Raw genomic sequence first — 22,188 nt, 5'->3', positions numbered from 1 at the left:
ATTAAAACTCCTTGGACACGCCAACGCGTACTCGTGGGTCGACCCAGTACAGCAACAGGTCAGAAATCAGGGTACCTATGATGGTCAGAATCGACATGATCAGCAGCACGTCACCGGCCAGGTACATATCCTGTGCGCGCAGTGCCGACAGCATCAGCGGGCCCAGGGTAGGAATATTCATCACCTGGCTGACGATGATGTCCGCGCCAAGCAGCGCAGGCAGCATCCAGCCAATGGTAGATACGATAGGCAGAATCGCGATACGAACCGGATAGCGCATCACCAGGCGGGCTTCGCTCTGGCCTTTGGCCCGGGCGGTTTTCACATACGGCTTTTTCAGCTCATCGAGCAGGTTGGCACGCATAATCCGGATGATGCCTGCCATGCCCGCGGTGCCCACCACCAGGATGTAAACCCAGCTGCGCGATACTGCATCCATAAACTTGGCCCAGGACATCGGCTGGCCAATGAACTCATCTGAATAGAGACCGGAGAGCACCACATCAAAACTGTAGTAACCCACCAGCAGGGCAAGAATCGCGATAACAAAGTTTGGCGTCGCCATACCAATAAAACCGAATACGGTGGCGATGTAGTCACCCACCGAGTACTGGCGCAGCGCCGAGTACATACCGATTGGGATCGCGAGCAGAAACTGGAACAGAAATACCGCCAGCGCCAGACAAACCGTAGGGCCAATTCGCGGGGCAATGGTGTCCCACACCGGCTGGTTGTTGGTCAGGGAAATTCCCAGATCACCGGTCAGCAGACCGCCAACCCAGCTGGCATAGCGCTCCAGCAGAGGCTTATCCAGGCCATACATTTCACGCAGGGTATAAATCATCTGTGGGTCAACGGTCTGACCCATGGCTTGCAGTTCGGCGATTTTCGACGAGGCGAAATCTCCCGGCGGCAGGTCGATCACCGCAAAAACCACAAGAGAAACGGCAAACAGGGTGACCAGAATTGAAATCAACCGCTTACCTGCAAACAGAAAAAAACTGTTCATCATTGTTCCTTAACTTGGTTACATCAGGCTGGCTGGGCAGACCAGGCTGCCAACACTCAACATCTCAGCATCGGGCTCCTGCCCGGTGCAGTTTTATTAGAACGCACCTTAAGTTATTTTTGAAACGCTTTTTCATAAATGTGCGAAACGGATCAGCGGCAATCTTTCTTATTGTGATCATTCACAACAAAAATGAGTTGCCCCGTAGGTGAAATGATGTTTTAAAAACAAAAAAAGCCCCGCGAAAGCGGGGCAAAATATGGAGAATAATGAGTGTAATTATTTAGCTTCTTTCCACAGCTGGCTCATGCGCATTGGCCCAGGAGTCGGGAAAGTCCAGGACTGAGGCATGTTCTCCGGCGTGTTACGCAGCTGGTTGTTCACCACTACGCCTACCGGCAGTGATTCCACAGTACCAATCACGTAGAAATGCTCTTTGGCGATCTCCATGATTTGCTCCATGTACTTGTACTGCTCCTGCTGAGAGGAAGTCGCTTCAATCTTGTCCCACAGCGCCAGCTGCTGCTTCACGTGTGCCGGTGGCTCAACCGCGTACTGGTTACCCGGCTCGTTAGCCCACAGGTAGTAACCCAGACCCCAGGTAGATTCGGGGCTGAACGGCATGTAGTGACGCGCTTCGTCGATGACACCCACACCACCGTCACCCACGATTGGGATCATGTCGTAGTCGTTGGTCAAACGCATATTGGTCACGTGGTTGTTCTCCAGGATACGAATATCCAGGAAGATGCCCACATCTTTCCACTGGTTCTTCACCAGCTCCAGTGAGTCAGCCAGTACGCCTTTGTCGTTCACCTTGGAAACGGCCTCAATGCGCAGACGCTCACCGTTCTTCATCAGACGGTAGCCTTCTTTGTCACGCTTGTTCAGGCCCAGGCTGTCGAGAATTTTATTCGCTTTCACCTGGTCAAACTCGGTGAACTGGGTCGCCATCTCTTCATCAAAGAAAGGAGACATCTCCAGCGGCGCCGCCTGGTACGGGCCTACCGCACCGGAGAACACCGTTTCGCTGATCTCTTCACGGTCAATTGCGTGAGACAGGGCGATACGGAACTGCTTGTCAGCAAACAACTCACGTTTCACCGGATCTTTCACCGTCTGGTTCAGGGCAATCGCCAGCTCTGTGCTGCGGGTGCTCGGACGGAACTTGTAAGTAAAGCCACTCTTCTTCTCGTTTTCGATCAGCAGCGCACGGTGCGACGCTTTACCGATGTGACGGTGCTGGTAATCCGCTTCGCCGTTGGCTGCGCGCAGAACCATCTCTTCCAGGTCTTCACTGTAGCGCCAGCGAACACTGTCCAGGTATGGCAGCTGGTTGCCTTCAGTATCAACCTGCCAGTAGTACGGGTTACGCACATACTCAGCAAAAGGCGCGTTCGGACCAGGAGGCGTCTCCACCATCCACGCGGTCAGAACCGGGCGGTCGATGTTGTTGTAGTGCTCGATAAAGTAGTGCGCGTTACATTTGGTCGACGCGTACTGACGCCAGGAGTCAAAGCCCGCCGCTTTGGCACTGGCTTCCGCTTTATCGTTAAATTTCGGGTAGAACTGAGAACAGTAGTGTTTAGGGAAAGCGGTGTAGCTCTCGCTGTCTACCGTCGCCAGGCCACGGATAAACATACCGTTTGGCTCAGCCAGGGTAATTTTAACTGTGTACGTATCGATCACTTCTGCTTTGGCAGAGTCGTGTGATGGCAGCGCCAGCGGACGGTTACCCGCGTGCTCAGGGTCACCCACGATGTCATTGATGTAGAAAGCGATGTCTTCTGCGGTAAACGGGGTACCGTCAGACCACTTCACGCCTTTACGCAGGGTAATGGTGTACTCAGTATTGTCAGCATTAGCACTGAAACCGGTCGCCAGATTTGGCACCACTTTCGAGTAAGTCGCGTCAAAGTTGAACAGGTTATCGTAAGCAATGGTACGGATACGGTGACCGTTATCCACTACTTTGCCCACCAGGTTCAGGGTACCACCGTACTGGCCCACGGACTCGTAAGGCTCCACCACCAGAGGCTCAGATGGCAGACGCTGCTCAACAGCCGGAAGCTGGCCACTCTTTACCAGTTCCGCCAGTTGTGGCGCTTCGTTGTAGGTTGCCGCCGATGCCGAAAACGACAGGGCTGCGGTTACGGCGAGGGTAATGCTGCCCAGCACAGGCACGCTTGTATGTTGTTTCATCAGTCACTCCCTGATGTTAATTCTTATGTTACTGACAGGCTTCATCACTGAAGACCATTTTTGTTCGCCCGCCGCCCGGCAAAGACGTGGTACTCCAGCAGGGTCTCTCCCGCTTCCACGCTTCCGCTCAGCGCAGGTACGCTGGCGTGGGCATAAAGCAAATTCGTATTCGGTGCACATGGGTAAACCGACGGGCTGCACGCCCCGGTCACCGGCACCAGTTCACTGAACAGCCGTTCCCCTTCTGTCCTGGCACGCTGGCCGGGATCCAGATGACTGAACCATGGCCGCCAGGTATCGGCTGCGTGGCCGGTCGCCAGAAAATCCAGTTTCTGTTCCGCTTCAATGCGGTGAGTGCGGACTTCCCTGTCCACGGTAAAGAACTGCTCAGTAGTCACCCGGCAGCCTTCAAACGGCTGCCAGACGGAAATCAGTTTGTTATCACGGCTTTCACTGCTGATAAGACGCGCGCGGCCATGCCAGCTCCCGGTCTGCGGGTGTTTAAACGCCATCAGGTTGTCGCCGGCAAAGCCCTGGTCAATCCAGCGCTCCCCTTCAACACACAGGCCATGATCTGAACTGTAGGCAAACTTAAGGTATTTATCGGCGCAGTGGCGCAGCTCACCACTGGCCGGGGAATTACTCAAAAGATAGCTCCCGCCACGGCGGCAGAGCAGATGACGTCCCGCCACCAGCGCAGGTGATACCTCTTTCTGTGCAGGCTGCTCATCCGCCAGCCAGAACGGGTGGTCAGCAGGCAGGCGCAACGCACTGAATGCTTTAAAGGCCAGCAGCGGTGAAGCCGGACTGGTATAGAACTCGCTCGCCAGCAGGTTAGGATAAGCAAAACCGGAGCTGAGCTGACCATCGCAGTGCCAGATCGGCTGGCGTGCCCACCAGCGCATATTGCGTGCCCAAAGGCCGCGCAGCTGGCCCATTTCCTGGCTGTCTGTCGGGAGCAGCCCGGCCAGCTCGGCCCAGAAACCGGCACCGGCAAATCGATAGTTCAGTGAGCGGCCATACACCAGCTGAGCGCCATCGTCGCCAAACCAGAGCTGATAACCGGCGGCAAACTCCCGCGCCCTGGCAATCAGAGTCTGGCTGCGCGGGCTGCCCGGATACCAGCGGGCATAGATCAGACCATACAGGTGAAAAGCAAACGGGTTGTAGTAGTCGAGCACCGCTGACGGACCATCCTGGTACCAGCCGTGCTCCAGATAACTCTCTTCAAGCAACGCAAAATCGCGCTCAATGGCAGCCTGCTGGTCCACACTCAGACCATGCAGTTTTTCCAGTGCACTGAGGATGAGAATACGGAACCAGCGCCAGTTGTTCGGCGGCAGCTCCAGCTCTGTTACGCTGCCAAACCAGTCAAAAAGGTGCTGACGCCCGTCCTCATCAAGCGGGGAGAAATACAGCTCTCCGGCATCGATCATCGCGACCGCGACCGACGACATCTCAACCACCCGCTGGTCATAGTTAACCGGCGTACCCCAGTAGTCCGGGCTCTGTGGAGCAAGCCCCCGGGCCAACCGGGTCGCCAGAAAACGGTTAAATCGTGCCGACTCTGCACCGGCAGGTACGGCCCCCCACATCAGACGGGCCAGTTGCTCAAACTCTGCAACTTCCGGCAGATAATGTGCCGCCTGACTGCCCTGACTCAGGCCGGAATTAAACAGCTCACACTGCTTTTCCAGCAGCAGGTTGAGTACCGCCACACAAGCTTCACGGCTGGCAAACTCAGCGTCTTCGGCTAACCAGTCTGTTAAAGCGATGTTCATGGGCATTTCCTGTCAGGCAATCGTTGTCGAAACAAATTAAAACGCACTGAAATTGATTTTTGAAACGCTTTTTTATATTTGTGATAAGCAGATCAAAACTACGTTTTATTTTTATCAATTATTGTTCGTTACGATCACATTTTCAGCCTAAATGACCATTTCCCCCCTTACACCGGAACACAAAAGGATATAATTGAAACGGCATTTCATTTAACAGGAGGAAACGTGAATCTCGCTATTCTGCTTATGGACCAGACCCGGGCTGACATGCTTGGCTGCTATGGCCACCCCCGGGTTGCCACCCCGAACATGGACAAACTGGCGGCGGCGGGGACCCGCTTTGACCAGGCCTACTGCGCCTCTTCGGTCTGCACCCCGTCACGTACCTCCCTGTTTACCGGCCAGATGCCCAGCCACCACGGTGTGATGTGTAATTCTGACAAGGAAGGGGAAAAGCAGGACGTACCGCTTAACCAGCCGAACCTGATCTCTGAACTGCCGGACCACCGCCATCTCTACATCGGCAAATGGCATATCGGCCATAAAAAACTGCCGGAAGAGTACGGCTATGTGGGCCACAACTTTGACGGCTACGCCTACCCGGGCAGCGGCGTGTACCAGGGGCTGGTGTTTGACAGCGTGCCGCTGAACGGCAACCGCTATGAAGAGTGGCTGCATGAGAAAGGCTTTGCGCTTCCGTCTGTGACGGAATGTACCTTTGGCGATAACCCTAACCTGCAGATCCAGGAGTTTTACGCCCGTCTCGAAGCCCCGGCAGAAGCGAGCATTCCTTTCTTCCTGGTGGACGAAGCCATCACCGCGATCAAACAGGCCATCGCCGACAACAAACCGTTCACCCTGTGGATGAACTTCTGGGGGCCGCACACCCCGTGCGTGATCCCGGAGCCTTACTTCTCGATGTACGCACCGGAAGAGGTGGAGTTTGACCCAAGCTTCCACCAGCCGCTGCAGGGCAAACCCGAGCACTACACCAACATCGCCAAAATGTGGGGCGTGTGGGAGATGAGTGAAGAGAAGTGGCGCGAAGTGATCGCCAAATACCACGGATATATCACCCTGATCGACGACGCCATCGGCGAACTCATCGAATTTCTGGAAACGCAGGGACTGTGGCAGGAGATGTTTATGGTGCTCTCGGCCGACCACGGCGATGCCATGGGTGCCCACCGGATGATCGAAAAAGGCGAGTTCATGTTTGACCAGACCTACCGGGTACCGATGGTGGTCAAAGACCCGCTCGCCAGCCAGACCGGTCAGGTGAGCGATGAGATGGTCTGCCTGCACGATGTCACCGCCACCTTTGCCGATATCGGCCAGGGCGTCATACCGGGCAGCTTTGACGGCCGCTCACTGCTGCCACTGCTGCGCGGCGGGGAGTTTACCCCGCGCGAAGGGATCCTGGCCCAGCAGAGCGGACACTTTACCCCGTATCCGCAACGGATGTGGCGCACCCGGGAGTACAAACTGGTGTTTAACGCCAGTGGCAAATCCGAGCTTTATCACATCAGCCTGGACCCGCACGAGATGACAAACCTGATTGACCACCCGGACTACGCAGAGATCAAAGCACGGCTGTTTGATGAGATGTACGCGGAAATGGAACGCTATCACGACCCGCTGCTGACCTGGCTCTACCGGATGATGAAAGTCGCTTAACCCTCATACTCTGTCAGCCATACCGCCGCACACTTCGGCGGTATTTGTTTGGGTATTCAGGAACGCTGTCAGGCCTGCGGTTCAGGCATAAACCGCCGGTACTCACTGGCGGGCAGACGGCGCTGCAGACAGGCCGCCATCGCATTCAGGTACGGCTGCAGATGACTGAAAAATGCGAAGTAGCCTTCGCACAGATAGTGACGGGCAGACACAGACAGGTTGCCTTTTTCATCCAGCCGCTGGGCCGGACAGGCACCGTTACAGAGAGAACGCACCGCGCAGCCCTGGCAGTGCAGCTCACTACCGGTGGGTTTTCGGCTGGAAAACTCCACCTGCAACGGGGTTTCGATCAGATCCGGATAAGCCTTCTGGCGGATACTTCCCAGCTTAAACTCCGGGTAAACAAAGTGATCGCAGCTGTAGACATCGCCGTTGTGCTCCACCACCAGGTTATCGCCACACTGCGGGGCGTGGACACAAATGTTTGACGGCATCCCCAGCGTCATCCCCAGCGCGTTATCAAAATGGCTGACAAACACCCGGCCGATGTCGCGCTCACACCAGGCCTCAAACACGTCAGTCATAAAGCGGCCGAACTGAGCCGGAGTCACGCTGCGCTCAGAAATGCCCTCACCAGGCTGCGCCTCCACCACAGGAATAAACTGGATAAACTGCACCCCAAGCGAAGTCAGATACTCATACACCCGGCGGCCGTGATCGCCGTTGTCGCGCTGAACCACGGTCAGGACATTAACCTCCACCCCGTGGCGCAGCAGGCACTTCAGCCCCTTTATCACTTTGCTGTGCGAGCCTTTGCCGGAGCGGGTTTTGCGGTACCTGTCGTGCAGCTCTGCATCCCCGTCAATGCTCACCCCGACCAGAAACCCGTGCTCACGCAAAAAGCGCCCCCACTCGTCATCGATCAGTACGGCGTTGGTCTGCAGGGTATTACGCACCGCCATTCCGGGCCGTGCGTAACGGCGCTGCAGTGCCACCACCTTTTCGAAAAATGCCACCCCGCGCAGGGTCGGCTCACCGCCCTGCCAGCCAAATACCACCTCCTGACAGCCGCGCGGCTGAGACTCAATGTAGTCCCGGATGTGCGCTTCCAGGGTTGCCTCATCCATCTCAAAACGTTTCTGGCCCGGATAGTACTGGGTTTTATCCAGATAGAAACAGTACTCACAGTCGAGGTTACATACCGGGCCAACCGGCTTGGAGAGAATATGAAACGGGCGCTTCGCCTTTGGTGCACTGGTGGGGATCTGGCGGTTCATGCAGGGCTCCTGTTACAGCTGAACCCGCACAGTTTAACCAATATTTTTAAAAAGCCATTTCATTATCTTCAAATTGTGTGAAGCCACACTTGTTTTTAAAACACCTTTTCATTTTAAAATTATCCTCCCAAAACCAACCCGGAGACCCGTATGCCCGCCAACCTGCTGTATGTCTTTCCCGACCAGTTCCGCCAGTCCTCGATGGGATTCTGGCGTCAACACAGTGATTACCCCGGCGGACAGCCCGATCCGGTGCATACCCCACACCTGGATGCCCTTGCTGCCCAGGCGACCGTGATCACCGGCGCGGTCAGCAACTGCCCGGTCTGCAGCCCGCACCGCGGCAGCCTGATGACCGCCAACTACCCCAACCGCAGCGGAGTACCGCTGAACTGTCATTCCGGCCGCCCGCAAAGTCAGCTTCCGGCGGACATGGCCTGCCTGACCGATGTGCTGGCAGAGCAGAACTACCATATTGGCTACATTGGCAAATGGCACCTGGACTGGCCAACCCCGAACGACCCCGCCAACCCGGGTCACTACGTGGAAGCCCGGCGTCCGGCGTGGGACTCCTATACCGAACCGGACCGCCGCCACGGCATTCACTACTGGTACGGCTACGGCACCTTTGATGAACACCATAACCCGCACTACTACGACAGCGAAGGCAACCGCCACGAGCCGGGCGAATGGTCAGCCCGTCACGAAACAGACAAAGCGATTGAATACCTGCAGAACCAGAACGGTGAGCGGGACCCGGACAAACCCTTTGCCCTGTTCGTCTCGATGAACCCGCCGCACTCGCCTTACAACTCAGAGCGCGACTGTGACCCGGCCCACCTGCCGGCCTATCTGGAACAAAGCATCCCGGATCTGCTGGTTCGCGACAACGCCGACACAAATATGGAAAAAAGCAGCTGTGCCCCCTACTACTTCGCCAACATCAGCGCGGTGGACGAGCAGTTTGGCCGCATCGTTGCAGAGCTGAAAACCATGGGTGAATGGGACAACACCCTGGTGGTGTTCAGCTCAGACCACGGCGAGACCCTGTGTGCCCATGGTATTCAGGACGCCAAGAACAGCATCTTTCACGAAGCGTTTTCGGTACCGTTTGTGCTCAAACGCCCGCAGCAGCAACACCGTGACTTTGATGACCTGCTGATCAGCAGCCCGGACATTATGCCAACCCTGCTCGGCAGCCTTGGCATCGGTGAGCGGATGCCACCAGAGCGCCACGGCCGGGACCTTAGCACCTGCCTGGGTAAACCCGAGCACCCGGCTCGCCCGGAGTGCGCCCTGTATATCCGCAACCTGGACGACACCAGTGAAGATTACTTCCCGGAAAGCCGCGGCATCAAAACCGGCCGCTATACCCTGGCACTGACCATCAGCCGCTATCACAGCCTGACCCAAACCCTGTTCTTTGACGACAGCCAGGACCCGTACCAGCAAGACAACCTGACGTTTAACCCGCAGGGTGAAACGGAACGCCAGCTGCTGAGCCTGATGGCAAGAGAACTGAACCGAATCGACGATCCGTGGGCAGAGCGACACATATTGTGTGATCTGCTGCCTTACCCCAATGAAAAGGAATCCCAATGAACCCGTCTCCCAATATCATCATCATCTACGCCGATGACCTCGGCTTTGGTGACATCGGCTGCTACGGCGCCGGTCAGATCCCGACCCCTAACCTGGACCGCCTCGCGGAGCAGGGGCTGAAATTCCATCAGGGCTATGCAACAGCTGCGACCTGCACCCCGTCGCGCTACAGCCTGCTGACCGGCTCTTACCCGTGGCGTAACCCGGAAGCTGCCGTGCTGCCGGGTGATGCGGCTCAGATCATCGGCAGCGGTGACCGCACCCTGCCGCGGATGCTGAAACAGGCAGGTTACGCCACCGGTATCGTCGGAAAATGGCACCTTGGACTGGGTGATGGCGGGCTGGACTTCAACCAGCCGATTTCCGGCACGCCGAACGATGTCGGCTTTGATTCGTCTTACATCATGGCCGCCACCAACGACCGGGTGCCGTGCGTCTACATCAATAACCGTGAAGTAGAAGGGCTCGACCCGGCGGATCCGATTGAAGTGACCTACGACTGGGATAAAGCCTTCCCGGATGTACCAACCGGCCGCCATAACCCGGAGCTGCTGGATATGATGTATGACCACGGCCATGATGGCACCATCATCAACGGCGTCAGCCGCATCGGCCACATGCGCGGCGGTAAATCGGCACTGTGGGATGACGAAACCATGGGGGAAGTGTTTGCCCAAAAAGCGATTGAATTTGTCGAACAGAACCAGACGCAGCCTTTCTTCCTGTTCTACGCCATGCACCAGCCGCACGTACCGCGTATCCCGAACCCGAAATTCCGTGGCGCGACCCCACACGGCGTACGCGGCGATGTGATCGTCGAAATGGACTGGTGTATCGGCCAGCTGCTCGACCGGCTCGATGAGCTGGCGCTGAGCGACAACACCATAGTGGTGTTCTCCAGTGATAACGGCCCGGTGCTCAACGACGGCTACAAAGACGAAGCGATTGAGCGCAACGGTCCCCACAATATGGCCGGCCCGCTGCGCGGCGGCAAATACAGCCTGTTTGAAGGCGGTACCCGGGTACCCTTTATCGTCCGCTGGCCGGATGGCATCCGCGGCGGTGACAGCCAGGCGCTGATCAACCAGGTGGATCTGTACGCTACGTTTGCCCAGCTGACCGGCCAGAATCTGGAAAACCAGGAAGCCCCGGACAGCCAGATGCAGCTCGATGCCCTGCTGGGCCACGACCCGCAGGGACGGGATAACATGGTGCTGGAAGGAATGCAGTACAAAAAAGTGCTGCGCGACCAGAACTTTGCCTACATCCCACCACACGATGATGACTTTATCTGTCAGTACACCGGCAATGAGAAAGGCTGCTGGTCACAGGCCCAGCTGTATGACCTCAGTGATGATATCGGCCAGCTGCAAAACCTCGCCACAGAGCAGCCTCAAAAGGTGGCAGAAATGGAGGCCCTGCTCAGCAAACTGGTCAGCCAGCCCACCAGCCACAACCGCGATTAATACTCCGCTCCCGACAAAACAAAGCCCGGTCAGCAATGACCGGGCTTTTATTATTCAGAGCAAATAACTCAGAGGAAATCCTGTCTGGCCGGGGAGAAAGTATCGAGCAGCACCGAGCCCGGCTCAAGCGCCACCACCCCATGCAGCATCCCTTTGGCGGCGACAAACGTGTCCCCTTTACTGATACGGCGCACCTCTCCTTCGAGGCTGACCTCAAAACTGCCCGCGACCACATAAGCGATCTGGTCGTGCGCTTCATGCGCGTGCGGCTCACCGACTGCTCCGGCGTCAAAATGGACTTCGACCAGCATCAGCTCCGGTGTATGGCCGGTAATTTTACGCCTTACCCCGCCGCCCAGCTCCGTGTACTCATGTTGCTGACTGTGAAAAAAACCACTCATGCTGTTATTTGCTCCTTAGTTAATCCTACCGTCGCGGTTGCACCCCGCTCCGGAGTATTCAGCCATACCGGCGCACTGCCGGTAATACCAATCTGCAGCGCCACTGCCCCATCCGGAGTGGCCACATGGGCTATGTGCCCCTGCAGGGTGATCACGCAGGGCCGGCTGACCCACAGCGTGCGGCCATCCCCGCAATCAAGGCTGCCGGGCTGGTGAAACACCGCCGCCAGTGAGTTCTGACAGCAAACCGCCTGAACATGGCAATCATTGCTCAGCACCTCAAGATTCAGGGACTCCACCCGCTTTCTCATCTCTGCACTGCTCACACCGGCAAGAATCGCGTACTGATAGTCCTGATCCTGCGGCTGACTGCTGTGCTCTATACACAGTTGCATCACTTCCTCTTCCACCGGGGCTCCGTCCAGGTGCGCATTCACCCGCTGCCAGCTGCCTTTGCGGGTGCCCATGGTCAGCTCTGCCCGGCTCTCACCCAGCAGCAGATAGCCAAATCCGTCGTGATGCAGCCAGTCGCCCGGCCCCAGCTCAGACTTTCCGTTCTCACGCCGCCGTCCGTTGACCAGCACAGCCCCGTTCAGACGACACTGGTTAAGCGTCGTTGCCACCGGCTCCGGGTGAGCAGAACTGATCCCGGTCCCCAGCGCCACCACCAGCTCACCGAGCAAAAACCAGGATTTCAGCCCCTGGGTCTGCTGGCAGTCGAGCTCAAAGGTCAGCACGCTGCAACCCGGCGCGCTCACTCCCCCGCACCAGCCGGTCTGCTGCTCGATCTGCCCCCACTCCACGGTCGGCATCGCCACCTGCGGACAGGTAACCCCCGGAATCCGGCTCCAGTCCCACACCGGAAACAGGTCATGATACTCCTGCCCGTGACGGGCCAGATTCATGCTGCCAAAACCCAGCCAGTAACCGAGCAGGTTCTCCTGATTGCCGGTTTCTATTGGTTTGGTACGGCGTGAGTTGGCCTTAATGGTAATCATATGGTCACGGCCGATCTGCACCGCGTAATCTGAACAGTGATACACCCGGCTGCCAAGGTAGGGGTGCACGTCCCCCTCAAGGTGGTCGAGGTAAGCCTGCAGCAGCCCGGTCTGATCCGGTGCCAGCTCTTTCAGCCAGCGCGCCTGCGAGGCGGCCACTTCACGGCTGCGGGGCTGCTCCAGCGAAGGTTTGGCCACCGCCCGGCCACAGACGTTGTAATCAAACCGGCCGGAGCGGTTCATCCACATGGTGCCATGAATAAAGTAGTCCACCAGCAGGCGCTGTTTTTGATGCGATACCGCAAACGGGGTATTCCGGGTCAGATACACCCACATCAGCACGCCGTTGATAAAGGACTCGCCATACCCGCCGTTATAGATCTGCGGCCCGTGCTGGTGATAGGAAAAGTCCGCCTGAATCCCCTCTTCTTCGGTGACCACTATGGTCTCTGCCATGGCATCAATACCGGCCTGAAACCGTTCACTGTTGCTTTCAAGCAAACCGCGCATTACCACGCCATTAGCCAGGTCTGCCAGATTGGCACCGGTCATGCCCGCCTGATCCGGAAGATCGGCAATGATCCTGGCCTGCAGTTCATCCGGCAGGGCGTCACCGGTCAGCAGCGCAGCCGGTCCGAGATAACGCTGACGGCCAATCTCATTCCACCACCAGTTCCAGTTCTGGCGCGGCTCCCGGTACCAGTACCAGAGCGCCTGCAGAGTGGCGCGAAGTGAGTCCTGATGGCGGTAACTGTAATAATCTGCGGCCAGCAGCATCACCCGGGTTAAATACGCTTTTATCTGCCCGCCATCTTCCGCCACATTATCCAGGCAGATATCAGGCCAGCTGCCATCGGCCTGCTGGGTTGCCATCCACCGGGCGGTCTGCTCCCTGAGCTCCGGGTTCACCGTACGCTGCAGGCGGGCCATTTCTCCCGCGCAGCGATTCCTTATGATCAGTAAATGTTGTGAAATCATGCTTTAAAAAAAGGGCGCTGACGCGCCCTCTGGTTGGTTAGTCCTGTATCCAGCGCCACTCATACGGCGCCAGCTGATAGTGTTGCTCACTGCCCTTCCGGTCACAGACGGTCAGCTGCTGAGGCTGATCGCTGAAGTTGACCAGGGTCGCCATACCGGTTTGCGGGTAATAAGCCGCATCCACATACGGATGCTCAGACAACCAGGCGTGCTGAACCTGTTCATTACCACCCAGCCACAGCAGAATGTGCTGCAGCAGGCGTGCATTGGACATGGAGAACGGCAGGTTACCCAGATATACCGCGCGGCCTTCACCGTATTCACGCGCCGTCAGTGCCAGGTGCTGACCCTGGGCGGCGATCACCGCCAGGTTTTCCGCCTGCGGGTAGACATAACTCGGGTTACCAAAGTCGTGTTCCGCGCTCAGCGCCTCACTCAGGTAGTGGTTGTCTGCCAGACTGACCGGCATGGCTACCCGGCCCATGGTCAGCGCGGTCTCTTTCTCCAGACCAAACACATCCCCAAGCTGGAAATAACGGCCATTGGCCTGGAAGGCTGACGGGTCACTTACCCCCAGCAGACCGCCGCCCTCTGCAACAAAGCGGCGCAGCGCCACCAGCACCTGCGGATTATCCCAGCATTCGCCGCCACTCCAGGCGGAGTTAGCATCACCGGTGTTGATGATCACTTTAATCTCATCGCTGATGCCATTTTCCAGGATGTCATCGAAACTGATGAACTCCACCTCAAACGGCAGGCCGGACAGACACTCAAGCAGGTTGTTACCAACAAACTCCATCACGTCCGGACGCGGCGGCACGTAGAAACGCTGATCACGGGCCTGGTTCTGCAGCCAGCTGCGGGCTTTACCCCAGGCGCTCAGTACCGCGACTTTACCGGCCACTTTCTGTGATTCGCTACCCCGGGTGTGGCTGAGATAATCGCCGAACTGAGCGGAAATCTCAGACACATGGTCGATAAAGTGCGGGAACTGGTTGGCCAGCGACAGGTAACCGCCATAGCCGATCCGGTCGAGCGGCTTTTGCAGCATCGCGCGGCGGATTTTAGTCCAGTTGGACATTGACTCCACCACAGGGTCGTTGCCTTCACGGAATACATCCGGGAAGAAATACGGGTAGAAACGCGCTTCGCGCACCTGCTCGCCCGGGGAGTCGGTCAGGCGGCGCAGCGCCACCCCGTCTTCCACCGCACCGATATTGATGTCCAGGCCGATCTGCTGGTAGCTCTCCAGGAAAGGTTCGGTACCGATCCAGTGGTCACCCTGGAACATGGCGGTTTTCTTGCCGGCTTTATGGGCCATTTCCACCAGCTCGGCAGCAAAGCCGACTACAAATTCCTGCACAAACGTCATCCAGTCCTGGTAACGTTTGGAAGGTACTTTGTAAGTGCCGTTGTAGTAACCGGCGTCGACAAAGTCTTCCGGTGTCAGGGCGTAGCCAAAGCGTTGTTCAAAGTCCTGCAGCGCGCGCGGTGAAACCGTCTCACCGTAGCCGGTCCAGTCGCGGTAGATGTCCTGGTTTTTCTCACCGGTATCGATCACGAACAGGAAGGCGAAGGTGGTAAAGCGCACCACAGAAGTGTTCGGATGCGTCTCCAGCCAGTGAGCAAAATGCTCCAGCAGGTGGGCGCGACACTCCGGGTGATACGGGTCGAGACTCTTAATGCGCGGGCCATCCCAGTCATTGGTCAGGGCGTTGTACATCGACACGCTGTCCCACACCTGACGGGCAAGGAAAGTCACGGTATATTCATGGTACGGCACGGCCTGATAAACGGTGACCTGGCTGCCGTCAAACTCCCACTGCGATGGGCTGACCACTTCATTGGTAGTGCGGTTGCGCACTTCCCACCACTGTTTCGCATCACAGTCATCATCGAGTTCGTATTTGTCTTTGCTGTAACCATCGAGTGGCGTGACCACCACGGTTTCGTCCATCGCGGTGACCGGGAAAGACATCAGGTATTTGCGGTGCAGGTACTGAGGATTCTGATTCGCATACTCCTGGTCGGCACGCACCAGACACATCACCGAGTAGATATCACAATCCTGCTCTGCCAGTACGGCAGGCATGCTGGTGCCGTCACTGTCACGCAGTGCGTCTGCCTGCCACTTTTTGTAAAGATCGAGCACGACCTCTTCCTGCCCGACTTCTACCGGCAGGGTCATATGACCTTTGGTTGTCATGGGGTTTCCTTACTTACCAGAAGAATTTTTGGTAACCGTTGGCCCGCATCAGGGCTTCCAGGTAGTAGTAGTCGCCGTATGGCAGCATGTTGTCGCACAGGCCAACTTTGACGAACGAAGCGCCGTGCGCCAGCAGACCCAGCGCAGTTTCATCGCCGGTCAGGTCGCAGCTGTCCATCAGTCCCTGCAGCAGGTACAGGCCCCAGTCACGGAACGCTTTGGCTTCTGCTTCGTCATCACAGCACTGGGCGATCAGCAGCAGACCGGCCGCGGTGATCGCACCGGCAGAGCTGTCTTTGTACTGCACCTGGTCGGCTGGCAGCGAGTAGTCCCACACCGGCACGCCGTCCGGGGTGATCTGCTCCAGCGCGTAACGGCCCAGCTCTTTCGCCAGCTCAAGGAATTTTTCATCTCTGGTGTAGAGGTAGGTCTGGGCAAAACCGTGGATCGCCCACGACTGACCACGCGCCCAGCAGGAGTCGTCGGCGTAACCCTGGAAGGTTTCACCTTTGATCGGCTGTTGCGTCACCGGATGGAAGTTAAACGAGTGGTAGGTTGAGAAATCATCACGCACTATGTGTTTGGCCAGTGTCTCGCTGTGACGGCGGGCTGCCTGTGCGTAGACCGGAGATCCGGTCACCTCAGATGCCCAGAACAGCAGCGCAGTGTTCTGCAGCGAATCGATGATAGATTTGCCCTGGGTGATTTCCGGACCCAGCGGATGAGTGTCATTCCACGCGACGATATAACCGCCAATCTTGCGGAAGCGGTGGATCAGGTGGTCTGCGGCGCGAATGCCCATCATTTTCGACTCTTCGTCGCCGGTCAGTTTGTAATCCGCCACGCAGCTCAGGCTGTACTGGAACCCCAGGTCGTGGTCGAGCCAGAATGGGTCGAGCAGCATATCCGCAAAGTAGGATTTGCGCAGCTTGGCACTGTTCTTAAACTGGCTTTCGGCTGTCATCTGGTAACAGAGCCACAGCTCTCCGGTCCAGAATGACGATACCCAGTCAAACTGGTCACAGTATTGCCACTGGTTATCTGCAGTACCGATCTTGGGATTGCGCTCGCCGATTTTCGGGATATTACGCTTGATCGCGTCAACCACGACCGGCAGGTGACCAATCACGCGCTGTGCGTCCAGCGTTCCGGGTAACGGGGGGAGGGTAACACTCATGCGGATACAACTCTCTTAACTGAAAAATATTCCTGCCTGACATCCGTGCAGGCACCATCATTGATAAGAGTAATACTAGCCTGGTCAGGCGCAGGAAACCGGCGTCTCGCTCACATTTTTAAAACGTTGTTTTAGTTTTTAATTTGAGAGCAATAAAAAAGGATTGCCGAAGCAATCCTCTTTCGCTTAGCGGGCCAGCCAGCCGCCATCGACGGCGACCGTATAACCATTGATGTAGTCTGCGGCCGGGGAAGCAAGAAACACCACCGGACCGGCCAGGTCTTTTGGGTCACCCCAGCGGTCTGCCGGAATACGCTCCAGAATCGCCTGGTTACGCGCTTCGTCTGCACGCAGCGCAGCAGTGTTGTCGGTTGCCATGTAGCCTGGGGCAATCGCGTTAATGTTGATGCCCTTGCTGGCCCACTCGTTAGCCAGCAAACGGGTCACGCCCATCACCGCACTCTTGGATGCAGTGTAAGACGGTACGCGGATACCGCCCTGGAAAGAGAGCATGGAAGCAATGTTAATGATCTTGCCGCCATTTCCCTGAGCGATAAACTGACGCGCCACCGCCTGAGACATAAAGAACACGCTCTTGATGTTGATGTCCATTACGTCATCCCAGTCTTTTTCACTGAAATCGATCGCGTCTTCACGGCGGATAATACCGGCGTTGTTGACCAGAATGTCGATGCGTCCGGCAGCAGACACGGCCTGATCGACCACCTGAGGGATCACATCTGACTGACCCAGGTCCGCCTGAATCGGGTAAAAACGTCGTCCGGCCGCTTCGACCAGCGCCGGGGTATCGTCTGCGCCGGCGTAGTTCACGCCCACGATGTCACAACCCGCCTGAGCCAGCGCCACAGCCATGCCCTGGCCTAAACCGGTATTACAGCCAGTCACCAGCGCAACTTTGCCTTCAAGGTTAAAACTGTCTAAAACCATCTTTCGTTTCCTTTATGTAATTATCCGCTGCCTCTCTCAGCTCGCCAAGAAAAGAAACCTTTATTTGTATATATTGAAACATCGTTTCACCAAAAAAATAAAGACAAAAAAATTTTGCGTTACGGATATGTGATTAAACTCTTACTTATCCCGGTAATGCACTGCCGGAACGGCTCTCAGTTTTTCAGCCGCCTGCTCAGGGGTCAGGTCGCGCTGACTTTCGGCCATCATCTCGTAACCCACCATAAATTTACGCACGCTCGCGCTGCGTAACAGGGGCGGAAGAAACGTGGCGTGCACCTGCCAGTGTTCACTGCGCGCCTGATCCAGCGGTGCGCCATGCCAGCCCATGGAGTACGGGAAGGAACAGCTGAACAGGTTGTCGTAACGACAGGTCAGCTCTTTGAGTACTTTCGCCAGATCCTGTTGCTGTTCATCTGTCAGCTCCGTCAGGCGGGCCACCGGAGACAGCGGCAGCAGCAGGGTTTCAAACGGCCAGGCCGCCCAGAACGGCACCACCGCAATCCAGTGTTCACCTTTCACCACCACCCGCTCACCATCCGCGGCTTCACGGCGGGCGTAATCGAGCAGCAGCGATGAGCCGTGCAGATCAAAATAGTCACGCTGATGGCGGTCTTTTTTCGCCACCAGGGTCGGAATAAAGCTGTTGGCCCAGATCTGGCCATGCGGATGAGGCTGGGAACAGCCCATGGTCTCGCCTTTATTTTCAAACACCTGAACCCATGGGTAGTCCTGACCCAGCTCACGGGTCTGCTCCATCCAGGTGGCGATCACTTTCTCTATCTCACCACACTCGAGCTCCGGCAGGGTGCGGCTGTGATCGGGCGAAAAACAGATCACCCGGCTTTCACCACGGGCGCTCTCCATCTTCATCAGCGGATCCTGGCTTTTGGGGGCAAACGGGGTGTCCTGATTCAGCGCGGCAAAGTCATTTTTAAATACAAACGTGCCCTGATAATCCGGGTTCACATCACCGCTGATGCGGGTATTGCCCGGGCACAGAAAACAGTCGTGCTGGTAATCTGGCAGCTTCTCATCGTTCACGCTCTCCTGCTGGCCCTGCCACGGACGTTTGGCCCGGTGCGGGGAAACCAGTACCCACTCCCCGGTTAACGGGTTATAACGGCGGTGCGGATGATCGACAGGATTAAATAACTCACTCATGATTCTTTCTCCGGGTTGGTGTAACCGTGTGGGTTGCTCTGCTGCCAGTGCCAGCTGTCGCGGGCCATTTCTGCCAGGGTGTATCTGGCCTGCCAGCCCAGTTCGCGCTCTGCGCGGCTGGCGTCGGCGTAGCAACAGGCGATGTCACCTGCGCGGCGCGGCTCGGTTCTGGTCGCGATCGGTGCGCCAACCGCCCCTTCCATCGCGTTGACCATCTCCAGTACCGATACGCCCTGACCTGTGCCAAGGTTATAAGTGTGCAGACCGGCGACCGGGCCGCGTTTTTCCAGCGCCGCCACGTGACCGTCCACCAGATCCTGAACATGGATATAGTCACGTACACCGGTGCCATCGATGGTCGGATAATCGTCGCCAAATACACTCAGGTAATCCCGGCGACCTACCGCTACCTGGGTAATAAACGGCATCAGGTTGTTGGGGATGCCCTGCGGGTCTTCGCCAATCCGGCCTGACGGGTGTGCGCCCACCGGGTTGAAGTAACGCAGCAGGGTAATACTCCAGTCCGGCTCCGCCGCGGCAATATCAGTCAGACAGCGTTCGACCATGTATTTGCTGGTCCCATACGGGTTGGTGGTGGCCCCGGTCGGGTCGGTTTCCACGATTGGCACCCGCTGCGGATCGCCGTACACGGTCGCCGACGAGCTGAAGATCAGGCTTTTTACTCCGGCGCGACGCATGGCATCGGCCAGCACCAGGGTGCCGTTAACGTTGTTATCGTAATAACGCAGCGGCTCACGCACCGACTCGCCCACTGCTTTCAGTCCGGCAAAGTGCATCACTGCATCGATGGAGTAGCTGGAAAAAATGTCATCCAGCAGCGCGCTGTCGCGGATATCCCCGCGGTATACCGGTACGGTCTCCCCCATCAGGGATTCCAGCGGAGCCAGAATCGCCGGCTGGCTGTTTGAAAAATTATCCAGGATCACCACCTGATGCCCGGCTTCTTTCAGCGCGACACAGGCGTGCGAACCGATATAGCCGCAGCCACCGGTTACGAGTACTTGCATTGTCCGTTTCCTAATTCGGTTATCAGTTCACTCAGGCGGGGATAGAACCGCCGCGAGTCAAAATCACGGGCGAAGCAGCTCTGTTCGAGAGTCTGCTGCACCCCGGGTTTAAAACGGCAGAAATAGACCTGACGCCCGGACTGTGCCACCTGCTCAGCCAGCAGCTGGGCTCCGGGATGGTCAATAAAATTGATCCCCCTGCCGAGGATCACCAGGTTGGGCTTGCTGACCGCTTCCAGTGCACTGTGCAGGTGCGGCACGCAGCCAAAGAAAATCGAGCCGTTGATACGGATCACCTGGGTGTGCTCGGCCGCTTCGCCCCCCAGCCCCAGCTCATCGTTATCCAGATAGTCCACCACCGGTCGTGAGGTCTGACGCAGATAGAAAAACAGCGATACCGCGACACCGGCGTACACCGCCAGCTCCAGATGCAGGGTGACGGCAGCAACAAAGGTCACCACCAGCACCAGGCTCTCTTTGCGGTCATGACGCAGAATGTCACCAATGTGCTCCACATCGATGAGCTTAAACGCCACCACCAGCAGGATCCCCGCCATACCCGCAACCGGAATGTATGAGGCGTATTCCGCCAGCATCAGCATGATCACCGCCAGAATGATGCCGGCAAACACCGCCGCCAGCGGAGTCTGTGCACCACAGGTGTAATTCACCCCACTGCGGGTAAAGGAGCCGGACGAGACATAGCAGGAAAAAAACGCCCCGGCGATGTTCGACAGCCCCTGACCAATAAATTCACGGTTGGCATCCAGCCGCTGGCGCGATTTAAGTGCCACCGAGCGGGCGATGGAGATCGCCTCCACCAGCCCGAGCAGAGCCACAGCAATAATTCCGCTCAGCATCCCGCCGCTGTTTTCAAGTGAAGGCAATACAAACTCCGGCAGCCCGGCAGGGACTTCCCCCACCAGCGCCAGCGGGTGACCGCTGAGGCTGAGCAGGTGTGCCACCAGCGCAGACGCCAGCATCGCCAGCAGCATATTCGGCCACTTCGGCCGCCACTTCTGCACCACCACACACACGGCGATGGTCACAGAGCCCACCAGCAGTGACAGGGGCTGCCAGCCGGTCAGGCCGTGCAGCGTCAGCCACAGATTTTCCAGCGCAGTCTGACCGCCGGAAATATTGAGACCGAACAAATGCTTAATCTGGCTGATAGTGATCACCACCGCGGCACCGGCGGTAAATCCGAGCACTACAGAGTGAGAAACAAAATTGACCAGCGCGCCAAAGCGGGCCAGTCCAAGAACCAGCTGCACCACCCCGGCACACAGGGTCAGGGTCAACGCCAGCTGGAGATATAAGTCACTGCCTGGCAGGGCAAACTGGCTGACAGTGGTAAAGACAATCACCGACAGGGCCGCCGTCGGCCCGGAGATCAGATGGTGGGAAGAACCACACAACGCCGCCACAATCGCCGGGACGATAGCGGTGTACAGACCATATTCCGCCGGAAGACCAGCGATCATGGCGTAGGCGACCCCCTGGGGCAGCACGATAATGGCGCCGGTCAGCCCGGCCATCAGATCGGCGCGGAGGCTGTCCCGGTTCACCCTGTCCCACCAGGGCCAGAGGCGGTTTAAGCGCATAGCGCTTCCTGCTGAACGCCCGCCACCGCTTCACGCACCAGCTCCGCCAGCACGGACCACTGGCCCTGCTCAATCAAATCTTTTGGCACCATCCAGGTACCGCCACAGGCCAGTACATGCGGCAGCTCCAGGTACTCACCGATGGTTGAAGCACTGATCCCGCCTGTCGGCATAAATTTCACCGGATACACCGCACCCAGCGCTTTAAGCATGCCGGTACCGCCGGAAACGCTGGCCGGGAAAAACTTGAGGGTTCTCAGACCCATTTCCATCGCCTGCTCCACCAGACTCGGGCTGTTTACCCCCGGGATCATCACAACCCCGCGCTGCTGACAATAACGCACCACCGACGGGTTAAAGCCCGGGCTGACCACAAAATCCACCCCGGCTTCTATCGCCTGATCCACCTGCTCTGTGGTCAGCACCGTACCGGCACCAATCAGCATTTCAGGGAAAGCGTCACGCATCAGGCGAATCGACTCTGCCGCCGCTTCGGTACGAAAGGTCACTTCAGCGCACGGCAGGCCATTTTCCACCAGGGTTCTGGCCAGCGGCACCGCCTGGGCGGCATCTTCAATCGCGATCACCGGTACCACTTTCATCTCCTGCAGGCGCAGGGCAATGCTTTGTTCACTCATGGTTTTCTCTC

16 protein-coding genes are annotated in these 22,188 nt (G+C 57.4%); 3 read left to right on the top strand and 13 right to left on the bottom strand.

The features are described 5' to 3' along the window. Position 1 precedes the first annotated feature (1 nt). From ACVB80_RS20830 to ACVB80_RS20820, 3 genes are all read right to left on the bottom strand, one after another. Positions 2 to 1,009: an ABC transporter permease gene (locus tag ACVB80_RS20830; RefSeq protein WP_481083210.1), complete on the bottom strand. Its 1,008-nt coding sequence runs from the start codon at positions 1,007 to 1,009 to the stop codon at positions 2 to 4. Between the two features lie 279 nt (positions 1,010 to 1,288). Beyond that, complete coding sequence (locus ACVB80_RS20825) at positions 1,289 to 3,211, bottom strand: ABC transporter substrate-binding protein (RefSeq protein ID WP_481083209.1); 1,923 nt, start codon at positions 3,209 to 3,211, stop codon at positions 1,289 to 1,291. Between the two features lie 44 nt (positions 3,212 to 3,255). After that, on the bottom strand, positions 3,256 to 4,992 hold the full coding sequence (locus tag ACVB80_RS20820) for a DUF2264 domain-containing protein (protein WP_481083208.1): 1,737 nt from the start codon (positions 4,990 to 4,992) through the stop codon (positions 3,256 to 3,258). 225 nt (positions 4,993 to 5,217) lie between these two features. Here ACVB80_RS20820 and ACVB80_RS20815 point away from each other — a divergent pair, with 225 nt between their 5' ends. Then, positions 5,218 to 6,669, top strand: coding sequence for a sulfatase family protein (locus ACVB80_RS20815; protein WP_481083207.1), 1,452 nt, complete (start codon positions 5,218 to 5,220; stop codon positions 6,667 to 6,669). Positions 6,670 to 6,737: 68 nt separating this feature from the next. Here ACVB80_RS20815 and ACVB80_RS20810 read toward each other — a convergent pair whose 3' ends face one another. Beyond that, the gene (locus ACVB80_RS20810; protein ID WP_481083206.1) at positions 6,738 to 7,946 is read right to left on the bottom strand and encodes an anaerobic sulfatase maturase; all 1,209 of its coding nucleotides are present in this window, start codon (positions 7,944 to 7,946) and stop codon (positions 6,738 to 6,740) included. Positions 7,947 to 8,096: 150 nt separating this feature from the next. Here ACVB80_RS20810 and ACVB80_RS20805 point away from each other — a divergent pair, with 150 nt between their 5' ends. Beyond that, positions 8,097 to 9,548, top strand: a complete 1,452-nt coding sequence (locus ACVB80_RS20805) for a sulfatase family protein (RefSeq protein WP_481083205.1) — start codon at positions 8,097 to 8,099, stop codon at positions 9,546 to 9,548. After that, the gene (locus ACVB80_RS20800; RefSeq protein WP_481083204.1) at positions 9,545 to 11,014 is read left to right on the top strand and encodes a sulfatase family protein; all 1,470 of its coding nucleotides are present in this window, start codon (positions 9,545 to 9,547) and stop codon (positions 11,012 to 11,014) included. Before ACVB80_RS20805 ends, ACVB80_RS20800 begins: the two co-directional genes overlap by 4 nt. 68 nt (positions 11,015 to 11,082) lie before the next feature. Here ACVB80_RS20800 and ACVB80_RS20795 read toward each other — a convergent pair whose 3' ends face one another. The 9 genes from ACVB80_RS20795 to ACVB80_RS20755 all read right to left on the bottom strand — a co-directional run bounded on the left by ACVB80_RS20795 (position 11,083) and on the right by ACVB80_RS20755 (position 22,177). Beyond that, positions 11,083 to 11,415 carry a cupin domain-containing protein gene (locus ACVB80_RS20795; RefSeq protein ID WP_481083203.1) on the bottom strand — a complete coding sequence of 111 codons (333 nt, stop codon included), beginning with the start codon at positions 11,413 to 11,415 and terminating at the stop codon, positions 11,083 to 11,085. Further along, the gene (locus tag ACVB80_RS20790; protein ID WP_481083202.1) at positions 11,412 to 13,343 is read right to left on the bottom strand and encodes a polysaccharide lyase 8 family protein; all 1,932 of its coding nucleotides are present in this window, start codon (positions 13,341 to 13,343) and stop codon (positions 11,412 to 11,414) included. Before ACVB80_RS20790 ends, ACVB80_RS20795 begins: the two co-directional genes overlap by 4 nt. A gap of 85 nt (positions 13,344 to 13,428) precedes the next feature. Next, positions 13,429 to 15,597, bottom strand: a complete 2,169-nt coding sequence (gene gnpA / locus ACVB80_RS20785) for a 1,3-beta-galactosyl-N-acetylhexosamine phosphorylase (RefSeq protein ID WP_481083201.1) — start codon at positions 15,595 to 15,597, stop codon at positions 13,429 to 13,431. A 13-nt stretch (positions 15,598 to 15,610) separates the two neighbouring features. Beyond that, positions 15,611 to 16,774, bottom strand: a complete 1,164-nt coding sequence (locus ACVB80_RS20780; protein WP_481083200.1) for a glycoside hydrolase family 88 protein — start codon at positions 16,772 to 16,774, stop codon at positions 15,611 to 15,613. Positions 16,775 to 16,960: 186 nt separating this feature from the next. After that, a complete protein-coding gene (kduD, locus tag ACVB80_RS20775; protein ID WP_481083199.1) occupies positions 16,961 to 17,722 on the bottom strand; it encodes a 2-dehydro-3-deoxy-D-gluconate 5-dehydrogenase KduD in 762 nt (253 codons plus the stop codon). 141 nt (positions 17,723 to 17,863) lie between these two features. Next, positions 17,864 to 18,907 carry a UDP-glucose--hexose-1-phosphate uridylyltransferase gene (locus ACVB80_RS20770; RefSeq protein ID WP_481083198.1) on the bottom strand — a complete coding sequence of 348 codons (1,044 nt, stop codon included), beginning with the start codon at positions 18,905 to 18,907 and terminating at the stop codon, positions 17,864 to 17,866. Continuing rightward, positions 18,904 to 19,935 (bottom strand): UDP-glucose 4-epimerase GalE, encoded by a 1,032-nt coding sequence (gene galE / locus ACVB80_RS20765; protein ID WP_481083197.1) that lies wholly within the window; start codon positions 19,933 to 19,935, stop codon positions 18,904 to 18,906. The genes ACVB80_RS20770 and galE overlap by 4 nt, the downstream gene beginning before the upstream one ends. Then, the gene (locus ACVB80_RS20760; protein WP_481083196.1) at positions 19,920 to 21,539 is read right to left on the bottom strand and encodes a SulP family inorganic anion transporter; all 1,620 of its coding nucleotides are present in this window, start codon (positions 21,537 to 21,539) and stop codon (positions 19,920 to 19,922) included. Before ACVB80_RS20760 ends, galE begins: the two co-directional genes overlap by 16 nt. Further along, positions 21,530 to 22,177, bottom strand: a complete 648-nt coding sequence (locus tag ACVB80_RS20755; RefSeq protein ID WP_481083195.1) for a bifunctional 4-hydroxy-2-oxoglutarate aldolase/2-dehydro-3-deoxy-phosphogluconate aldolase — start codon at positions 22,175 to 22,177, stop codon at positions 21,530 to 21,532. The genes ACVB80_RS20760 and ACVB80_RS20755 overlap by 10 nt, the downstream gene beginning before the upstream one ends. Between the last annotated feature and the right edge of the window lie 11 nt (positions 22,178 to 22,188).

This window comes from Vibrio sp. 9-16B-A1 (assembly GCF_056726165.1).
The sequence above is the reverse complement of the archived record's forward strand: the minus strand, read 5'-3'. Positions and strand labels throughout refer to the sequence as shown.

Excerpts from the sequence above, each read along its gene's own strand:
- ACVB80_RS20830 (WP_481083210.1), bottom strand. The coding sequence starts at position 1,009 with ATGAACAGTTTTTTTCTGTTTGCAGGTAAGCGGTTGATTTCAATTCTG.
- ACVB80_RS20825 (WP_481083209.1), bottom strand. The coding sequence starts at position 3,211 with ATGAAACAACATACAAGCGTGCCTGTGCTGGGCAGCATTACCCTCGCC.
- ACVB80_RS20820 (WP_481083208.1), bottom strand. The coding sequence starts at position 4,992 with ATGAACATCGCTTTAACAGACTGGTTAGCCGAAGACGCTGAGTTTGCC.
- ACVB80_RS20810 (WP_481083206.1), bottom strand. The coding sequence starts at position 7,946 with ATGAACCGCCAGATCCCCACCAGTGCACCAAAGGCGAAGCGCCCGTTT.
- ACVB80_RS20805 (WP_481083205.1), top strand. The coding sequence starts at position 8,097 with ATGCCCGCCAACCTGCTGTATGTCTTTCCCGACCAGTTCCGCCAGTCC.
- ACVB80_RS20800 (WP_481083204.1), top strand. The coding sequence starts at position 9,545 with ATGAACCCGTCTCCCAATATCATCATCATCTACGCCGATGACCTCGGC.
- ACVB80_RS20795 (WP_481083203.1), bottom strand. The coding sequence starts at position 11,415 with ATGAGTGGTTTTTTTCACAGTCAGCAACATGAGTACACGGAGCTGGGC.
- ACVB80_RS20790 (WP_481083202.1), bottom strand. The coding sequence starts at position 13,343 with ATGGCCCGCCTGCAGCGTACGGTGAACCCGGAGCTCAGGGAGCAGACC.
- gnpA (WP_481083201.1), bottom strand. The coding sequence starts at position 15,597 with ATGACAACCAAAGGTCATATGACCCTGCCGGTAGAAGTCGGGCAGGAA.
- ACVB80_RS20780 (WP_481083200.1), bottom strand. The coding sequence starts at position 16,774 with ATGAGTGTTACCCTCCCCCCGTTACCCGGAACGCTGGACGCACAGCGC.
- kduD (WP_481083199.1), bottom strand. The coding sequence starts at position 17,722 with ATGGTTTTAGACAGTTTTAACCTTGAAGGCAAAGTTGCGCTGGTGACT.
- ACVB80_RS20770 (WP_481083198.1), bottom strand. The coding sequence starts at position 18,907 with ATGAGTGAGTTATTTAATCCTGTCGATCATCCGCACCGCCGTTATAAC.
- galE (WP_481083197.1), bottom strand. The coding sequence starts at position 19,935 with ATGCAAGTACTCGTAACCGGTGGCTGCGGCTATATCGGTTCGCACGCC.
- ACVB80_RS20760 (WP_481083196.1), bottom strand. The coding sequence starts at position 21,539 with ATGCGCTTAAACCGCCTCTGGCCCTGGTGGGACAGGGTGAACCGGGAC.
- ACVB80_RS20755 (WP_481083195.1), bottom strand. The coding sequence starts at position 22,177 with ATGAGTGAACAAAGCATTGCCCTGCGCCTGCAGGAGATGAAAGTGGTA.